The organism is Flavobacterium algicola (assembly GCF_022399565.1).
Classification (GTDB): Bacteria; Bacteroidota; Bacteroidia; order Flavobacteriales; family Flavobacteriaceae; genus Flavobacterium; species Flavobacterium algicola.
In genome coordinates this window covers 1,124,012-1,140,645 of the sequence record NZ_JAJTUT010000001.1, presented here as the reverse complement: position 1 = coordinate 1,140,645, position 16,634 = coordinate 1,124,012, and the positions used below count along the sequence as shown (strand labels likewise).

The 16,634-nt window shown below is 34.1% G+C and carries 10 protein-coding genes; all 10 read left to right on the top strand.

Annotated elements, in window-relative coordinates; translation table 11 throughout:
* The first annotated feature begins 398 nt into the window (after positions 1–398).
* Complete coding sequence (locus tag LXH21_RS04855) at positions 399–3,371, top strand: SusC/RagA family TonB-linked outer membrane protein (protein WP_239863114.1); 2,973 nt, start codon at positions 399–401, stop codon at positions 3,369–3,371.
* A gap of 13 nt (positions 3,372–3,384) precedes the next feature.
* On the top strand, positions 3,385–4,914 hold the full coding sequence (locus tag LXH21_RS04850; RefSeq protein WP_239863113.1) for a RagB/SusD family nutrient uptake outer membrane protein: 1,530 nt from the start codon (positions 3,385–3,387) through the stop codon (positions 4,912–4,914).
* A 463-nt stretch (positions 4,915–5,377) separates the two neighbouring features.
* Positions 5,378–6,205: a cupin domain-containing protein gene (locus LXH21_RS04845; protein ID WP_239863112.1), complete on the top strand. Its 828-nt coding sequence runs from the start codon at positions 5,378–5,380 to the stop codon at positions 6,203–6,205.
* Positions 6,206–6,497: 292 nt separating this feature from the next.
* Complete coding sequence (locus LXH21_RS04840; RefSeq protein WP_239863111.1) at positions 6,498–9,311, top strand: chondroitinase-B domain-containing protein; 2,814 nt, start codon at positions 6,498–6,500, stop codon at positions 9,309–9,311.
* 191 nt (positions 9,312–9,502) lie between these two features.
* Entirely contained in the window at positions 9,503–10,687 is a 1,185-nt protein-coding gene (locus tag LXH21_RS04835; protein ID WP_239863110.1) for a T9SS type A sorting domain-containing protein, read from the top strand.
* A 163-nt stretch (positions 10,688–10,850) separates the two neighbouring features.
* Complete coding sequence (gene serS / locus LXH21_RS04830; protein ID WP_239863109.1) at positions 10,851–12,122, top strand: serine--tRNA ligase; 1,272 nt, start codon at positions 10,851–10,853, stop codon at positions 12,120–12,122.
* A 127-nt stretch (positions 12,123–12,249) separates the two neighbouring features.
* Positions 12,250–14,028 carry a tetratricopeptide repeat protein gene (locus LXH21_RS04825; protein ID WP_239863108.1) on the top strand — a complete coding sequence of 593 codons (1,779 nt, stop codon included), beginning with the start codon at positions 12,250–12,252 and terminating at the stop codon, positions 14,026–14,028.
* 48 nt (positions 14,029–14,076) lie between these two features.
* Positions 14,077–14,388, top strand: a complete 312-nt coding sequence (locus tag LXH21_RS04820) for a DUF4286 family protein (protein ID WP_239863105.1) — start codon at positions 14,077–14,079, stop codon at positions 14,386–14,388.
* Positions 14,389–14,498: 110 nt separating this feature from the next.
* Positions 14,499–15,287, top strand: a complete 789-nt coding sequence (gene rsmA / locus LXH21_RS04815) for a 16S rRNA (adenine(1518)-N(6)/adenine(1519)-N(6))-dimethyltransferase RsmA (RefSeq protein WP_239863104.1) — start codon at positions 14,499–14,501, stop codon at positions 15,285–15,287.
* A complete protein-coding gene (gene mgtE / locus LXH21_RS04810; protein ID WP_239863103.1) occupies positions 15,268–16,620 on the top strand; it encodes a magnesium transporter in 1,353 nt (450 codons plus the stop codon). Before rsmA ends, mgtE begins: the two co-directional genes overlap by 20 nt.
* The last annotated feature ends 14 nt before the right edge of the window (positions 16,621–16,634 follow it).

Genomic DNA, 16,634 nt, shown 5'->3' with positions numbered 1-16,634 from the left:
AGCTATCGATTGTTTTTGACGGCTATATTTTTACCCTTCAACTTTCTACATCATGCTAAATTCTAAGATTTTGTTTATTTCAATTTTTTTTGCTAATTGTGTAATTTTAATTGATTAAATTTTTACAATCCGCCTTTTTCAAGTAGTTTTTTTGATTATTATGCAAAAATCTTTTTTTAACATAATAATATGACTTATATTTGGATAACCAGATTGGTTAATCAAATTGGTTATTCCGTTTTATTAATCATCAAAATTCACATTAATAACCGTCAAAATTATTCTAATATGAAATGCAAAACTTAATCTTCAATCTTACTTAATTCTTAAACTAACTAATATTAATAATAAATAAATTGAAAATGAATTTAAAAAATAAAATAACATTCGTGTTAATAATGATATTCAATATATCATTGTATGCACAAGGTGGATATCGATTATCTGGTACCATATCAGATGGAGATAAAATGCCTATTCCTGGTGCAAATGTAATTATTGCAAATACTACAAAAGGTGCTGCAACGGACTTGGATGGTAAATTTCAAGTTGATGTTAAAAAAGGAGATGTTCTTCAGTTTTCATATATAGGTTATAAAATGCAGTCTATTACAATCACCAATCAAAAAACGCTTAATGTAGTTTTGATCGAAAATAATAGTCAGCTTGATGAAGTTGTAGTAGTAGGATATGGTTCTCGAAGAAAGAGTGATATTACAGGAGCAGTTTCTTCTATTAAATCAGAAGAAATAAATGCTTTTCCGGTTTTAGATGCTACACAAGCACTACAAGGTCGTGCTGCTGGTGTGGTGGTACAATCAAATAATGGTGGTGAACCTGGTGCGCCGATTAGTATAAAAATTAGAGGTAATACTTCTATTAATGCAAGTAGTGATCCGCTTATTGTTGTTGATGGTTTTGTTGGAGCTTCTATGCCACAAGCAAATGATATTGAATCTATTGAAGTATTAAAAGATGCTTCGGCAACTGCGATTTATGGTTCAAGAGGTTCTAATGGAGTTGTTATGGTAACAACAAAAAAAGGTAGAAGTGGGAAACTGTCTATTGAAGTGAATTCAAATTATTCAGTATCAAATACAGCAAACAGATTAGATTTACTTAATGCTGATGAATTTGCTGCTTATCAGCAAACTTTTAACCCTGGATATGTTCAAGGACCTGCAGATACAGATTGGCAAGATCTTTTATATAGAAGTGGTAGTACTACAAATCACCAGTTCTCATTTTCGGGAGGTAGTGATAAGATAAATTTCTATGCTTCTGCAAATTACTTCAAGCAAGATGGTATCGTTATTAATTCTGATTTCGAAAAAATAACTTTTCTTTCTAATATCGATGCACAGGTAACTGACAAATTAAAATTAGGAATGAATCTTTTTGGAAGTATTGGTTCTAAAAATGGTATTGCGACGCAATCAACTGGAGATTCTGCAAATGGTGGTGGTGATGATGTGATTTCATTGATGTTTAGATTTACACCAGATAGAGGGATTTATGATGAGAATGGAGATTTTACAACCAACTCAATTGGTGAAAATGTAGATAATCCATATGCTGTAGCAACTCAAAGGGTAAATGAAACTAAAACAGATAATTATAGAGCTAATCTATACGCGAATTATGATATTATTGAAAATTTAACCTTTAAAACTACTTTTGGTTATAGTACAGTAAATGAAACTAATGGTTCTTATGTTCCTTCTACATTGATTGCCAATGACGGAGGTAGAGGTGGAACTGCGATTATTAGTAACAAACGTGGTACTACAGTTTTGAGTGAAAACTACTTGACGTACAAGAAAACATTGGGTAAAGGAGATTTAACTGTTCTAGCAGGATACTCTTATCAAAAGAATACAACTTTTAGATTTACAGCTGGTGCCCAAGATTTTATTGATGATGATTTTTCATTCTACAATTTATCTGGTAGTAATACTGCTTTGATTCCGACTTCATCTCTAGTAGAGCAAGAAATTCAGTCTCAATTTGGAAGATTGAACTATGATTACGATGATAAATATTTATTGACAGCTACAATAAGAAGAGATGGTTCGTCTAATTTTGCAAAAAATGAGAAATATGCAATCTTCCCATCTGGAGCAATTGGATGGAAAATTTCAAATGAAGATTTCCTAAAAGATAGTGAGACTGTTTCAAACTTAAAAATTAGAGCTAGTTACGGTTTAACGGGTAATCAAGCAATTAGTGCTTACCAATCTTTAGCACGTTTTGATAATATTAATGGTTTGTATGGTGGAAGCATTGTAAGTGCGGTTGTGCCAGATCAAGCAGCAAATGAAAATTTAAAATGGGAAACTTCATATCAAACTAACATTGGTGTAGATTTAGGATTGTTCAATAGCAAAGTGTCACTTTCATTAGACTATTATAACATTAACACCAAAGATTTGATTATTGCAGATTCAAGTCAACCACTTTATTTAGGGTTTTTGACATCTGCAAGTTTAAAGAATGTTGGTGAAATAAATAATAAAGGTTTTGAAGTTTCTTTGAATACTAGAAACATAACTAATGAAAACTTTAGCTGGACAACAGATTTCAATTGGGCGACTAACAAGAATAAAATAAAAACTTTATTGAATGGTCAAGACATTTATCTTGATGCATCTCCAAGTTACTTTAGTAGAGCCGATACTCATATTTTAAGAGAAGGTGAAGCTGCAGGTGTATTTTACGGATTTGAATCAAAAGGTGTGTGGCAAGGTGGAGCTTTACCAGAAGGTACAGCTACATTGGCAGGAGCTGTTGCAGGAGATCCATTGTATAATGATTTGGATGGGAGTGGAGTTATTACTACAGATGATAGAAAAATCATAGGAAACCCTAACCCTGATTATACTTTTGGTATTACAAATAATTTCAGTTACAAAAATTTCGATTTAAATATCTTTTTTCAAGGTTCTCAAGGTGGTGAAATTTTCAACTTAACTAATGTACAGTTGTATAATGGTGATTCAAATGCTACAAAAGAAGTTTTAAATGCATGGACTCCAACAAATACAGATACCAATACGCCAAGTATTGCTAATAGAAGAGATTTATCATCTCGTTTTATTGAAGATGGTAGTTACATAAGACTAAAGAATATTGCTTTAGGTTATAATTTCCCATCAACGTTTACAGATAAGTTAGGTATGGATAAAATTAGATTAACTGTTAGTGCTCAAAACCTTTTGACATTAACCAAGTACTCTGGTTTGGATCCTGAAGTAAGTTATTTTGCCGATAGTGCTGGAAGCAGCTCAGCAGGTAATACAACAAGTGGATTTGATTTTGGTAATTACCCAACAATTAGATCAGTAAACTTTAGCCTTAATTTAAAATTTTAAAAAAAAAGAGATTATGAAAAGATATAAATACATATTCGCATTGATCGGTTTGTCAATGATTGGATGTTCTGATTTAGAAGAAAAACCTGTTGGAATACTAGCTCCAGAAAGTTATTTTACATCCATGGATAAAGTAGAGATCGCTGTAAAAGGTGCCTACAGCTATATGGCTAACAGATATTTTATGGGGAGAGAGACAGCAATGACGCTGATGTTACGTAGTGATATTGTCGAAATTTCTGATCCAAACACCTCTGTAGATAGAAGGAATCATAATGATTTAACGGATCTGGCCAATAACGGACAAACGTTACAAAGTTGGAAAATAATGTACCAAATTATTGCTGCTGCAAATCAAGCTATTGCTGGAGCTGAATTGGTAACTGCAGAGGCATCTGTCAAAAATCCTTTGATAGCGCAAGCTTATTTTGCAAGAGCATTTACTTATTTTCATTTGGTACAGCAGTTTGGAGCAATTCCGTATTTCGATAAACCAGTATCAGATGTAGCAGAAGCAAGTAATGTGACAAAAACTCCGGTTGCTGATGTTTATGCAAACATTATTGCTGATTTACAATTTGCTAAAGAATGGTTGCCAAACACACAAGCTACTAGAGCATTACCAGCTAAGTCAGCGGCAAGTGCTTACCTTGCTTCAGTATACTTAACAATGGGCGATTATCCAAATGCTTACACAGAAGCAACTGATTTTATTTCTAAAAAAGGAATTTATAATATTGAACTTGAAGCAGATTATCAAGATTTGTTTGATGCAGATAAATCGGGTAGTTCTCTAGAGCCAATTTTCTTAATTGATTATATTGGAGATAGTTCAATTGGAAACTACAGTACAGATTATTTAGTACCTCTTACGGGTATTAGAAAAGACAATCAATTTGGTGTAGGTCAAGAAGGTTGGGCTGTTATGGTTCCTTCTTTGAAGACGTACTTATCCTATAATGCATTAGATTATAGAAGACAAGTTAGTTTTAATGCTACTGCGAAGTTTGGCGCTGTTGATGGACCAGTTACTCCATATACTGGTTTTAAAGCTGCAGATAGCAGAAATCAAAACCAACCCTATATTGCAAAATATACCCGTCTTAGAGGAGATACTCCAGGAGCAGAAGGTAGAGCATCTAGTCAAAATTACATCATGATGCGCTACGCTGAAGTTTTACTTATTGCTGCAGAAGCTGTTAACGAAATTCCAGGTGGTAGTATAGCTGAAGCGGAAGGTTATTTGAATCTTGTTAGAGCTAGAGCAAGATCCGGAGGTGTTACCAATGGTAATGTTCCTAGTTTATTTCCTATCGATGCTATAGGATCAACTCAGGCAACTTTTAGAGATGCTGTATTAGAAGAACGTAGAATAGAACTTGCTTTCGAACAAAAAAGATGGTACGATATAGTAAGAAGAAAATTAGGTCCAACAGTATTTGGTGCTTCAGGATTAGAAGGTAATAAAAGTTTTACAGATGCAAATTATTTGATTGCAATACCTGCAGAAGAAGTTTTAAGAAATCCAAATTTAGCATTATAAGTTTTTTCGAAAACAAAATGTCATATAAAAAGAATATAGTTTCTTTTCGAGCCTGCTAATAGTGGGCTCGAGATAAACTATTTAAAGCTAATAAATAATGCTATTTATTATCAGTACGATAGGATAGCACGATTATATTCTCACAAAATAAGTTAGTTAGATTTAGATTTTTTTAAATATACCGTCAATGTAATTGTACGGTATATTTTTTTTTATTTTAGAAAGTGATGTAAATTATTAACGGATGAAATACTAAACGTTTCAGTTCGGTGAGTATTTATAGAGGAATAATTTATTTCGAAAATAACAGCTAGCTTTTTTATCTAGTTTAATTTAACTAGATTTGGTTAACCAATTTAAAGTTTACTTGCAAATAATTAAAATGCAATAATTGTCAAGTGAATAATAGCTATTAACACAGATTACGATTAACATAACGATCAACAACTATAATTACAAACAAATGAAAAAGACCATAACAGCTTCCCTCTTACTACTATCGATTTCAACAACAATGTTCAGTCAAGAAATTCCAATCGAGAGTCTAAATACAAATTTAGAGAAAAATAAAAATCAATATTCGCAAAGTGTTTTGGATAAGGAGATTAATGGAATAACAGTTAATCACATTGCACTTACAGGAAAAAAAGCTATTGTCGATAAAGCGCAAGACGGTTATAAGACCATTTACTTATTTTTTAAAGGAAAAGGAAATGTAAATGCGGCAAGTTCCGATTATGAAATTGTTCCAGAAACTATCCTTTTGCCCAACGTAGCGAAAAATGTTACGATCACTACGGCAAAAAACGACACATTACATTATTTAAAAATAACTAGTAAACTCTCGGCTCAAGATTTAATAGAGATTAAAGAATTCCCTGTAGAGAATACTCAGAAAGTGTATTATGCAAAATTTACAGATTGCAAACCATACACAGAGCCTATTAAAAGTCCAAATACGATTAGTCGTACCATTATGCCTAACAAAATTATTCCTAGAATTGCCATGGGAACCGTTCAAACAAAAGGGCCAGATAAAGTTGGAGCGCACAAGCACCCTATGCTTGAGCAATTGTTTCTAGGATTAACAGATAACAATTGTGTAGTGTATGCTGATGAAGCAAAAGTAGACTTCCCACAATATTCCTTACTTCATATTCCATTAGGATCTATGCATTCCGTTTCTGTAGAAAAAGAAGAGGTAATGTATTATGTTTGGATGGATTTCTTCATCGATAGTAAAGGTGAAGAGTGGTTGAAAACTCATAATGTTACCGAGGATAAGAAGTAATTTTATCGTAGTTAGATTAAAAAAAGTATATAAATAAAGGGCCCAATTTACATATCGATGTAAGTTGGGTTTTTTTATATTCATCTGTCTGTTCTATAATAATCAACTTATAATGCTTGCTCATTTTTTTCGAAAATAGGATTGTTATACATGATTTAATATTCTGTATTTAAGTCAGTTAATATTATTTTACTAATTTGTTGGTTATATCGATATTATTTTTATATTTGGTTTTTTAAATTGGTAAACCAATATGGTTTTCCATTCTTTAACTAACCAAACCAATAATATCATGAAAAAAATTACTTTTAGTACAGGTAAAGTGATGCCTAAATTTTGGCTATTATTTTGTCTCCTATTTATCAATGCTCTTACAGCTCAAACGCTTTATAGCTCATCTTCTTCTTTACAGACAGCATTACATGCAGCGGCGGCAACGGGAGGAACATTTTATATCAAAGACGGAAGTTATGCAAGTTTTAAAGTGACGACAACTTTATTAAATGCATCTTCTGATAAGCCTATAATAATTAAACCTCAAACTACTGGTGGAGTAACATTTACAGGAGATTCTTATTTTGCTTTCAAAAAATCATCCAACATAATTTTGGAAGGATTTAATTTTAATTGTACTGGTAAAAGTACCATTGTAAAGTTTGAAGGTAGTAACAACATTAGGGTAACGCGTAATATTTTTAAGTTAACTATATCAGATGGTATATCATCTGTGAAATGGGTCTATATCGGTGGAGTTTATGATGACACTACAGTACCTTATCAATTTCTTAGTCATCACAATCGCATTGATCATAACATTTTTAAAGACAAAAATTTACCGGGCCATTACATTACTATTGATGGAACCGATGCAAAAGTACAGTCCCAATATGATGTGATTGATCATAACTACTTTAAAGACAATTCACCAAGAGCTACCAACGAGCAAGAGTCTGTGCGTGTGGGTTGGAGTAGTATGTCAAATTCCAGTGGTTTTACAACAGTCGAATATAATTTATTCGAAAACTGTGATGGAGATCCAGAAGTGCTATCTGTTAAGTCGTGCGATAACATCATTAGACACAATACTTTTAGAGGGAATTATGGTACTCTTTCTTTTAGACACGGAAACCGAAATAGAGCTGAAGGGAATTATTTTTTTGGGAACGGACGACCTATTGGAACAGCGCCAGATGGTACTACAAAATTGTACACGGGAGGAATGCGCGTGTACGGGACAGACCATGTGATTATCAATAATTATTTTGAAGGTTTGAATGGTACCAAATGGGATGCGCCAATTACTTTAACGCAAGGAGATGCAATTTGGAATACTACTTCAACAACACAAGATTTAACTAAGCATTACAGAATAGAACGTCTTTTAGTTGCTTACAATACATTAGTTAATAATGATCAAGGAATTGAATTAGGGTTTTCGAATAATGGAGCTTATGGTCAAAAAATGAAAGAAGTTACAATCGCTAATAATTTAATTACTAGTGATAGAAATAGTTTGGTTAGAGTTGTTGATGATAAAGATCAAGGATCTGATGTGACTTGGAAAAATAATCTGATGTTCCCCACTGGTACTGCAACCCTTATTAGCGGAGCAACTAGTACGACTCTTGCAAATGCAAGTCAAGTAGTTGTTGAAAATCCTAACTTGGTTTTTAATAGTGCTACGAATACTTGGAAATCTAGTGATACCACACCATTATATACTAATGAGTCAGGGACAATAAATAATGAAGATATCGAGGGGCAATCAAGACCGTCTATTAGTAATCCTGGAGCCGATCAGTATAGCTTAGAATCAGTACGTTATTTACCTATGACTGCTACAACAGTAGGGCCATTGGCTTATGAAAATGTACCTCTTGCTTTATCACCTATCACAGGGTTTATTATAGGAGGCGAAGCAAAATCAACGGTTGTTACTAGCAATTTATCTTGGACCGCAACTGTAGACAATTCAAGTTGGTTAAGTATTAGTACTACGTCAGGAACAGGTAATGGAACAATTGTAATTACTTCTGAAGCCAATAACACAGGTTCTTCTAGGACTGGTTTATTGACGGTAGTTGGTCTTGGAGTTGATCCAGTTACTTTAGCGATTACTCAAGATGGACCTTCGTTAGCGTTGTCTTCTATTACGGCTCTAGCTGCTAACGGGGAAAGTAAGACAACAGCTATTACTTCAAATGTTTCTTGGACAGCTAGTGTTGATAATTATAGTTGGCTAAGTATAAACACGACAGCAGGTTCTGGTAACGGCTCTATCGTTGTTACAGCAACGAAAAACACACTTACTACAAGTAGAACGGCAAACTTAACAGTAACGGGGAATTCCATTGCTCCAACAGTTTTATCAATTACTCAAGATGGTGCACCATCGGGAGCAACGTTGATAAATACTGGCGTAAGTGGTAGTCCTGTTACAGCAACCGCTACTTCTGAACAAGTGGGAAGTGGTAATGCCAATTATGCTATAAATTCATTGGATAAAGATGCGGCAACGAGATGGTCTGACAATGCTGATGGTGGAATCATCACTTATGATTTGGGAGCAGCTTATACATTAGAATCAATAAAACTAGCAACTACAGGTACTTCATCAAAATGGTATTTTTATGATGTACAATTTTCTACTGATGGAATTAATTATTCAGAAGCAGTGGGAGTGCAAAGTGCTGCTGCTTCATCTGCAACTTATGCTACATTCCCTTTTACAAATGTTGCTCGCTATGTTAGAATAGTAGGGAAAGGGAATAATAGCTCTAATTATGCGACCATATCTGAAATTGAATTTTATGGAAAAGCTGCAGTGTTATCGGTAATAAGTAACCAATTGAGTAATTCATTTGAGATATATCCAAATCCAGTTTCTCACACTATTAATCTTTATGCTAATGCAACAAGAGAGGCTTCAAAAATTGTAGTATTAAGCTTGGATGGTAAAGTTTTGTTCTCAAATAATTTAGTAGCAAACGATGCGGGTCATTACTCAGTAAGCAGTAATAACCTGTCTAATGGCATTTATATCATTAAAATTTTAGATGCACGCAGTGTATTACTTGCTTCAAAGAAGATTATAGTGAAAAATTAGTGTCGACTCTTTTTAACAATTGTATGGTGATTTATCAATACAGAATGTAAATTTTTTAACGTATCTGTCCTTTTTTATTATAAAAAATAACAGATACGTTTTTTTATTGTTAAATAAAACATATATATTTGGTAAATCAAACTGGGTAACCAGTTTAAAAACATACTATAACTAACTTTAAATTACATTTTATGAAAACAAAACTACTTTTAATTGCTGCATTGACTCTTACTGCAGCTAGCTCTTTTTGTCAAACAACACTGTTTTTTGACAATTTTGACCCTGCATCATTTCCCTCTCCTGATGCTACACTAAATAAACCTTTTGCTGCCTCCTCACCTTCAAGTAGTGTTTCTTCCGGTCTTTATACTTACACAGGTTATAATAGTTCTGCCAGTGGTTGGAATTTAAGTTCAGGAAATGGAACTAGTGGTTTGAACTGTATTTATACTTCCGCATCTGCAACCTATGCTACAAATTTAAGTGTACAAGGAAGTTCAGCGGCAGATAGTAAAGCGGCAACAACGATTGCTGTCCCTATGAGTAGCTTTATTTCTGGTTTTAATCCCATTTTAAAGAATAATAGCAATGTTCTTACTTGGTCTTATAATATGCGTATTAATAGGGGGGCTCAATTGACACAATTAGCAACTGCTTTAACTCCTGCTTCAGGAATATGTGGAGGTTTGATTTTAGCTACTGATGCTGTAGCAAATGCGCCTATATCAGATGCTGGAAATGGCTATGCAGTTATTTTCTCTGGTCAAGATGGAGGAACTACAAATAGTGTCGCCTTAGGTGTATTTACTGGTGGAATTAATAACGGGACTTTTTCCACAATACTTAAGGTAAATGGAATTACTATCGGGAGCAATGCTATTTCTGTAGTGGTGACTTATGCGCCGACTAATGATACGTGGACTCTTAAGGTAAGACAAGATTTGTCAACTTCTTATGTTGATCCCGAATCAACTACAGCAAATAATTTTGTTGTATCTAGTCCTGCTTCTGCTGTTGAAGCAAGTTATACAACTGCGACCAACACAAATATGATGATGTATTTTAATTACAATGGTACAAATGGTATGTACTTGGATAATTTGAAAGTAAAGACTGCGGCTAATTTGGCAGTTGCACAAAACGATATCAAAGGATTAAGTGTTTATCCAAATCCAGTAACTAGCGGAAAAATCTTTATAAATAGTGATAGTGGGGAAGTAAAGAAGGTGACTATCTACAGTATCTTAGGCGTCCAAGTACTTTCAAAAGATGTAACTTCAGGTTTGCTAGATGTTTCTACAATTAAAAAAGGAACTTATGTGATGAAAATTACGGAAGCAGGAAAAACAAGTACACGAAAGATTGTTATCGACTAGTTATAATTGCTATGTAACAAACAAAAGACCGTCTCTCGAGGCGGTCTTTTTTTGTTTGCAAAACAATGATTTAAGTTTTTGAGTTTGTCCCTTTTTATATGAAACATTTCCTTAAATTTGCTTACTTTATCAAAAGAACAACTAGAGTTATAAAAATTAAACTATGTTACAAATTGCATTTATTAGAGAGAATCAGGAGACAGTAATCCAAGCTTTGGCAAAAAAGAATATGGATGCCAAAACTGTGGTAGAAGAGGTAGTAGCACTAGACGAAAAACGTCGCGCCACACAAGTTGAAATGGACAACATCTTATCCGAATCTAATAAATTATCCAAAGACATTGGCGGATTGATGAAGAGTGGAGAGAAAGCGAAAGCAGCCATTCTGAAAGAAAAAACAGTTTCTCTTAAAGAAAAAAGTAAAGAATTAGCAGAAGTAGTAGATGCTTTGGCAGCCGAACTGACCGAAAAATTATATACACTTCCAAATCTTCCTGCTGACATAGTTCCAGTTGGAAAAACACCCGAAGAAAATTTAAATATTTTTGAAGCCGGAGAAGTTCCAGTATTACATGATGGGGCACAACCACATTGGGAGTTGGTAAAAAAATACGATATTATTGATTTTGAATTAGGGAATAAAATTACAGGTGCTGGATTTCCAGTTTACAAAGGAAAAGGCGCTCGTTTGCAGCGTGCTTTAATCAATTATTTTTTGGATAAAAATACAGCTGCGGGATATAATGAAGTACAAGTCCCTCATTTGGTAAACGAAGCTTCAGCTTATGGAACAGGACAGTTGCCAGACAAGGAAGGTCAAATGTACCATGATGCTACAGATGATTTATACTTAATTCCAACAGCAGAGGTTCCTGTAACCAATCTGTTTAGAGATGTGATTTTGAGTGAAGCAGAATTACCTGTACTTACTACTGCTTACACTCCTTGCTTCCGTCGTGAAGCTGGTTCGTATGGAGCACATGTACGTGGTTTAAATCGCTTGCACCAATTTGATAAAGTCGAAATTGTACGTGTTGAACATCCTGAAAAATCATACGAAGCTCTTGACGGAATGGTAGAGCATATCAAAGGGATATTGAACGAGCTAAAGTTGCCTTACCGTATTCTTCGCCTGTGTGGTGGTGACATGGGGTTTGCGTCTGCTTTGACTTATGATTTTGAAGTATTCTCAACAGCGCAGGATCGTTGGTTAGAAATTTCGTCTGTTTCAAATTTTGAAACTTTTCAAGCGAATCGTTTGAAATTACGTTTTAAAGATAAGGATGGTAAAAACCAATTGGCACATACTTTAAATGGAAGTTCATTGGCTTTGCCTAGAGTACTTGCAGGTATACTTGAAAATTATCAAACAGCTGACGGAATTGTTATTCCAGAAGTATTGCGCCCTTACTGTGGATTTGATATTATAAATTAGTTTGTAATATCACTAGCAAATATAAGTTTTAACCATTGAGAGGTGAAGAGGTGTTATACCACAATCTTCATCTCTTAATGGTATAAAAAGAAATTTTTAATTCTAAAATTAAAAACCTTTTCAGGATATGAAAAAGGGCTACCTATTTATCGCTTTATTATGCTCGTTGGTTAGTTTCTCTCAGAATGAACAATTAGCGCAATATTACTACGATAAAGGAGATTTCGAAAAAGCAAAAATTAGTTACCAAGAATTATTAGAATCAGTTCCTCAAAATCTTCAGTATTTCATCAGAACTATTGAATGCCTCCAGCAATTACAGCAATTTGATGTTGCCGAAAAAGAAATCAATACACAGCTTAGCAGGTACAAACAAGCTCCAGTATTGGTTGAATTGGGCTACAATTATCAACTACAAAACAATTCTACCAAAGCCAAAATTTACTACGATCAAGCAATTAATCGAATAAGTGTTAATGCATATGATGTTTATGGCGTTGCGGCAACTTTTGAGAAAAAAGTTTTACTAGACTATGCTTTAAAATCGTACGAAGCCGCAGAATTAAAAATGCCAAATCTCACCTTCAATTATCAAAAAGGTTTGCTCTATGGGCAGTTGGGAAATATGGAGAAAATGGTCGATACTTTCTTGGAAGAAGCCTATGTAAATCCTCAAAATGCTGTTTTAATTCAGAATCAAATGTCTAGATACATGACAGGCGAAAGTGACGAGACGTTTTCTGATTTATTGCGTAAGGCATTAATTGTTCGAGTTCAAAAAAATCAAGATGTATTTTGGAACCACTTTTTAAGCTGGTTCTATGTACAGCAAAAAGAATTTTCGAAAGCTTTTATTCAGGAAAAAGCAGTTTACAAGCGCAATCCGATTTCGTTGTCAAATATCATTAATCTGGCACAGACTAGTATTGAAGAAGAAGATACTGAAACGGCAAAAACAATACTCAGTTTTGTCTTGGAAAACTCTAAAGATTTAGAGTTATTAATACAGGCCAATACCTATTTAATTCAAATGAAAATCGATAAAGCGCTACCGAGTGACTATACGCTTATCGAGATTGAACTAGAAGCACTACTTAAAGAATTTGAAATAACGCCTTTTAGTTTATCTTTGCAGTTACTGCAAGCACATTTTGTAGCGTTTAATTTGAAAAAACCAGAAGAAGCCAAAGTGATCGTCAAAAAGGCTATGGATTTACGATTGAATGAATATCAGAAAGCGCAGGTCAAGATGGAACTTGCAGATATTTTACTTTTCGAAGAAAAATTCAACCAAGCACTCTTGTATTATTCTCAAATCGAATTGGATTTAAAAAATGATGCAGTTGCACATGAGGCAAGTTTGAAAGCGGCCAAAACGAGTTATTTCAAAGCAGATTTTTCATGGGCATTGAAGCAGTTCAAAGAATTAAAATCGGCAAGTACACAATTGATTGCAAATGATGCTTTGGAATATTATTTGTTAATTAATGATAATACTGTAGCAGATTCGACCCAAACGGCATTAAAAGAATTTGCAAAAGGAGATTATCTATTATATCAAAACCGAAACGATGAGGCCATTATTCAATTTAAGTCACTTTTACAAAACTATAAGGACAATGAAATTGAGAGTGTCGCTTTATTAAGATTAGGAAAAGTCTTTGAGAAATTAGGTGATTTCCAACAGGCTTTATCTCAGTATCAACAAATAATAGATAAACACAGTGATGGAATTTATATAGATGAAGCATTATATTTCTCGGCTGAGATCTATAATAAAAAATTAAAAGATACCGAGAAAGCAAAACAGTTGTACGAGAAAGTACTTTTTGGACATCAAGATAGTATCTATTTTGTAGAGTCTAGAAAAAGTTTTAGAATTTTAAGGGGAGATACAAATCTCTAAAATTTAAGTTTTAAAAAAGAAACAGTAATTTATAATTTTAATAAAAACATGATAATATATAACGTTACCACCAACATACACGAAAGCCTACACGACCAATGGATGATCTGGATGCAACACAAACACATTCCAGAAATGATTGCAACGGGTAAATTTGTTTCGGCACGCTTAGTACGTGTCTTGGTTGAAGAAGAAATGGGCGGAGTAACCTACTCTACTCAGTACACCACAGACAGTAAAGAAACGTTAGAAAAATATTATTTAGAAAACGCGGGTACTTTTCAAGAAGAGGGACAAAAACTCTTTGGGGATAAGATGCTAATCTTCCGTACCGAATTACAAGTTATTTCAGAGCATTAAAAAGTGATTGTTATTAATGACAAATAATGTTGTAATATCTTATGGGCAAGTCGTCTAGTAAGAAAAAATGTATGCCCTAGAATTTTGTGGCAAAAAAAGACAAGCAGAAAATGGAAAAAGTAAAAGCAAAAAAACATCTAGGACAGCATTTCTTAAAAGATGAAAGTATAGCCAAAGCGATCGCAGATACTCTAAATCTAGAAGGATACGATGATGTCTTGGAAATAGGTCCTGGAATGGGAGTGCTAACAAAATATTTGTTAGAGAAACCAGTGACAACCTATGTGGTCGAAATTGATAACGAATCAGTGGAATATCTAGACGCAAATTATCCAAAATTAGAAAATAAAATAATTTCAAAAGATTTCCTGAAGTACGATATCAACGAGATTTTTGCAGGTAAGCAGTTCGCCATAATCGGTAATTTCCCGTACAACATTTCGACTCAGATTGTTTTTAGAATGTTAGAGTACAAGGAGCAAATACCCGAGTTTTCAGGCATGTTTCAAAAAGAAGTAGCAGAACGTATTTGTGAGAAGAAAGGAACAAAGGCATATGGTATTTTATCTGTTTTGGTTCAAGCGTTTTATGATGCCGAATATTTGTTTACAGTAGATGAAAATGTATTCAATCCGCCGCCCAAAGTAAAATCGGGTGTTTTGCGTTTACGACGTAAAAAAGACTTTAGTTTACCCTGTAGTCAAAAACTATTTTTTACTGTAGTGAAAACTGCCTTTCAGCAACGTAGAAAGACTTTGCGCAACAGTTTAAAAACCCTAAATTTGTCTGATGTACTGCGGGAAGATGAAGTTTTTAACCTTCGACCAGAACAATTAAATGTAGCCCAATTTTTAGAATTGACCCAAAAAATAGAAGCCGATGGAATTCAAAATCAGTAAAGAGTTAATTCTCGAACTAGAGAAGCATATTGTAGCTAAAAACGACAAAGAATTAGAATTTTTGTTGAATGACATGCACCATGCTGATATAGCCGAAATATTAGACGAACTGGATTTTGATGAGGCTACGTATATTTTTAAGGTATTAGATTCAGAAAAAACAGCAGAGATTCTTCTAGAATTAGAAGATGATTTGCGTGAAAATATATTAAGTCGACTTTCGGCAAAGGAAATAGCCGAAGAGTTAGATGAGTTGGATACCGATGATGCGGCAGATATTATTGCTGAATTATCACAATCCAAGAAAGAAGAGGTTATCTCAGAGCTTGATGACATTGAGCATGCCAAAGATATCATCGACTTGCTTCGTTACGATGAAGACACCGCTGGTGGACTCATGGGTAAGGAGCTTGTAAAGGTAAATGAGAATTGGAATGTCTTAACTTGTGTTAAAGAAATGCGTGCTCAAGCAGAAAATGTTTCTCGTGTACACTCAATATACGTAGTCGATGATGAAAATCGTCTTAAAGGTCGTTTATCCTTAAAAGATTTATTGGTTACCTCTACAAAAGCACAGATTTCTGAAATTTATATCAACAATGTAACCTCGGTAAGTGTTGATGCAGAAGATGTTGAGGTTGCACGTATCATGCAGAAGTATGATTTAGAAGCAATTCCTGTGGTTGATGCTATGGGCAGACTGGTAGGACGCATCACAATCGATGATATTATTGATGTAATTCGTGAGGAGGCCGACAAAGATTACCAGTTGGCAGCAGGTATCTCCAAAGATGTAGAGGCAGATGATAGTATTCTAGAATTGACCAAAGCACGTTTGCCTTGGTTGGTACTGGCTCTTTTAGGTGGTTTTATCACGGTAAGAGTACTTGGGTTGTTTGAAGGCGCTATGCTAGAACACGGAAAATTATTTTTCTTCACGCCACTTATTGCGGCAATGGCCGGGAATGTAGGAGTCCAATCGTCAGCAATAATTGTACAAGGTTTGGCAAATGATACTTTGAGTGGTTCATTGTTCAATCGACTTATAAAAGAAATTTCGTTGAGTTTATTAAATGGTGCTATTCTAGCGGTAATCCTTTTCTTGGGGAGTTACTTTCTGTTAGACGAACCCCTAATTATTGGATTTGTAGTTTGTAGTGCATTAATTTCTGTAATTATTATCGCATCCTTGATTGGTACTTTCGTACCGTTAATGTTGGATAAGTTCGGAGTTGATCCTGCTTTGGCAACTGGTCCTTTTATAACAACGAGTAATGATATTTGCGGAATTTTAATTTACTTTTCTATTGCGAGATTCATTCTTGGGTTTTAATAATACAATAAAAA

Bases quoted from the DNA above. Each gene is read 5' to 3' on its own strand.
- LXH21_RS04855 (WP_239863114.1), top strand. From the start codon at position 399: ATGATATTCAATATATCATTGTATGCACAAGGTGGATATCGATTATCT.
- LXH21_RS04850 (WP_239863113.1), top strand. From the start codon at position 3,385: ATGAAAAGATATAAATACATATTCGCATTGATCGGTTTGTCAATGATT.
- LXH21_RS04845 (WP_239863112.1), top strand. From the start codon at position 5,378: ATGAAAAAGACCATAACAGCTTCCCTCTTACTACTATCGATTTCAACA.
- LXH21_RS04840 (WP_239863111.1), top strand. From the start codon at position 6,498: ATGAAAAAAATTACTTTTAGTACAGGTAAAGTGATGCCTAAATTTTGG.
- LXH21_RS04835 (WP_239863110.1), top strand. From the start codon at position 9,503: ATGAAAACAAAACTACTTTTAATTGCTGCATTGACTCTTACTGCAGCT.
- serS (WP_239863109.1), top strand. From the start codon at position 10,851: ATGTTACAAATTGCATTTATTAGAGAGAATCAGGAGACAGTAATCCAA.
- LXH21_RS04825 (WP_239863108.1), top strand. From the start codon at position 12,250: ATGAAAAAGGGCTACCTATTTATCGCTTTATTATGCTCGTTGGTTAGT.
- LXH21_RS04820 (WP_239863105.1), top strand. From the start codon at position 14,077: ATGATAATATATAACGTTACCACCAACATACACGAAAGCCTACACGAC.
- rsmA (WP_239863104.1), top strand. From the start codon at position 14,499: ATGGAAAAAGTAAAAGCAAAAAAACATCTAGGACAGCATTTCTTAAAA.
- mgtE (WP_239863103.1), top strand. From the start codon at position 15,268: ATGGAATTCAAAATCAGTAAAGAGTTAATTCTCGAACTAGAGAAGCAT.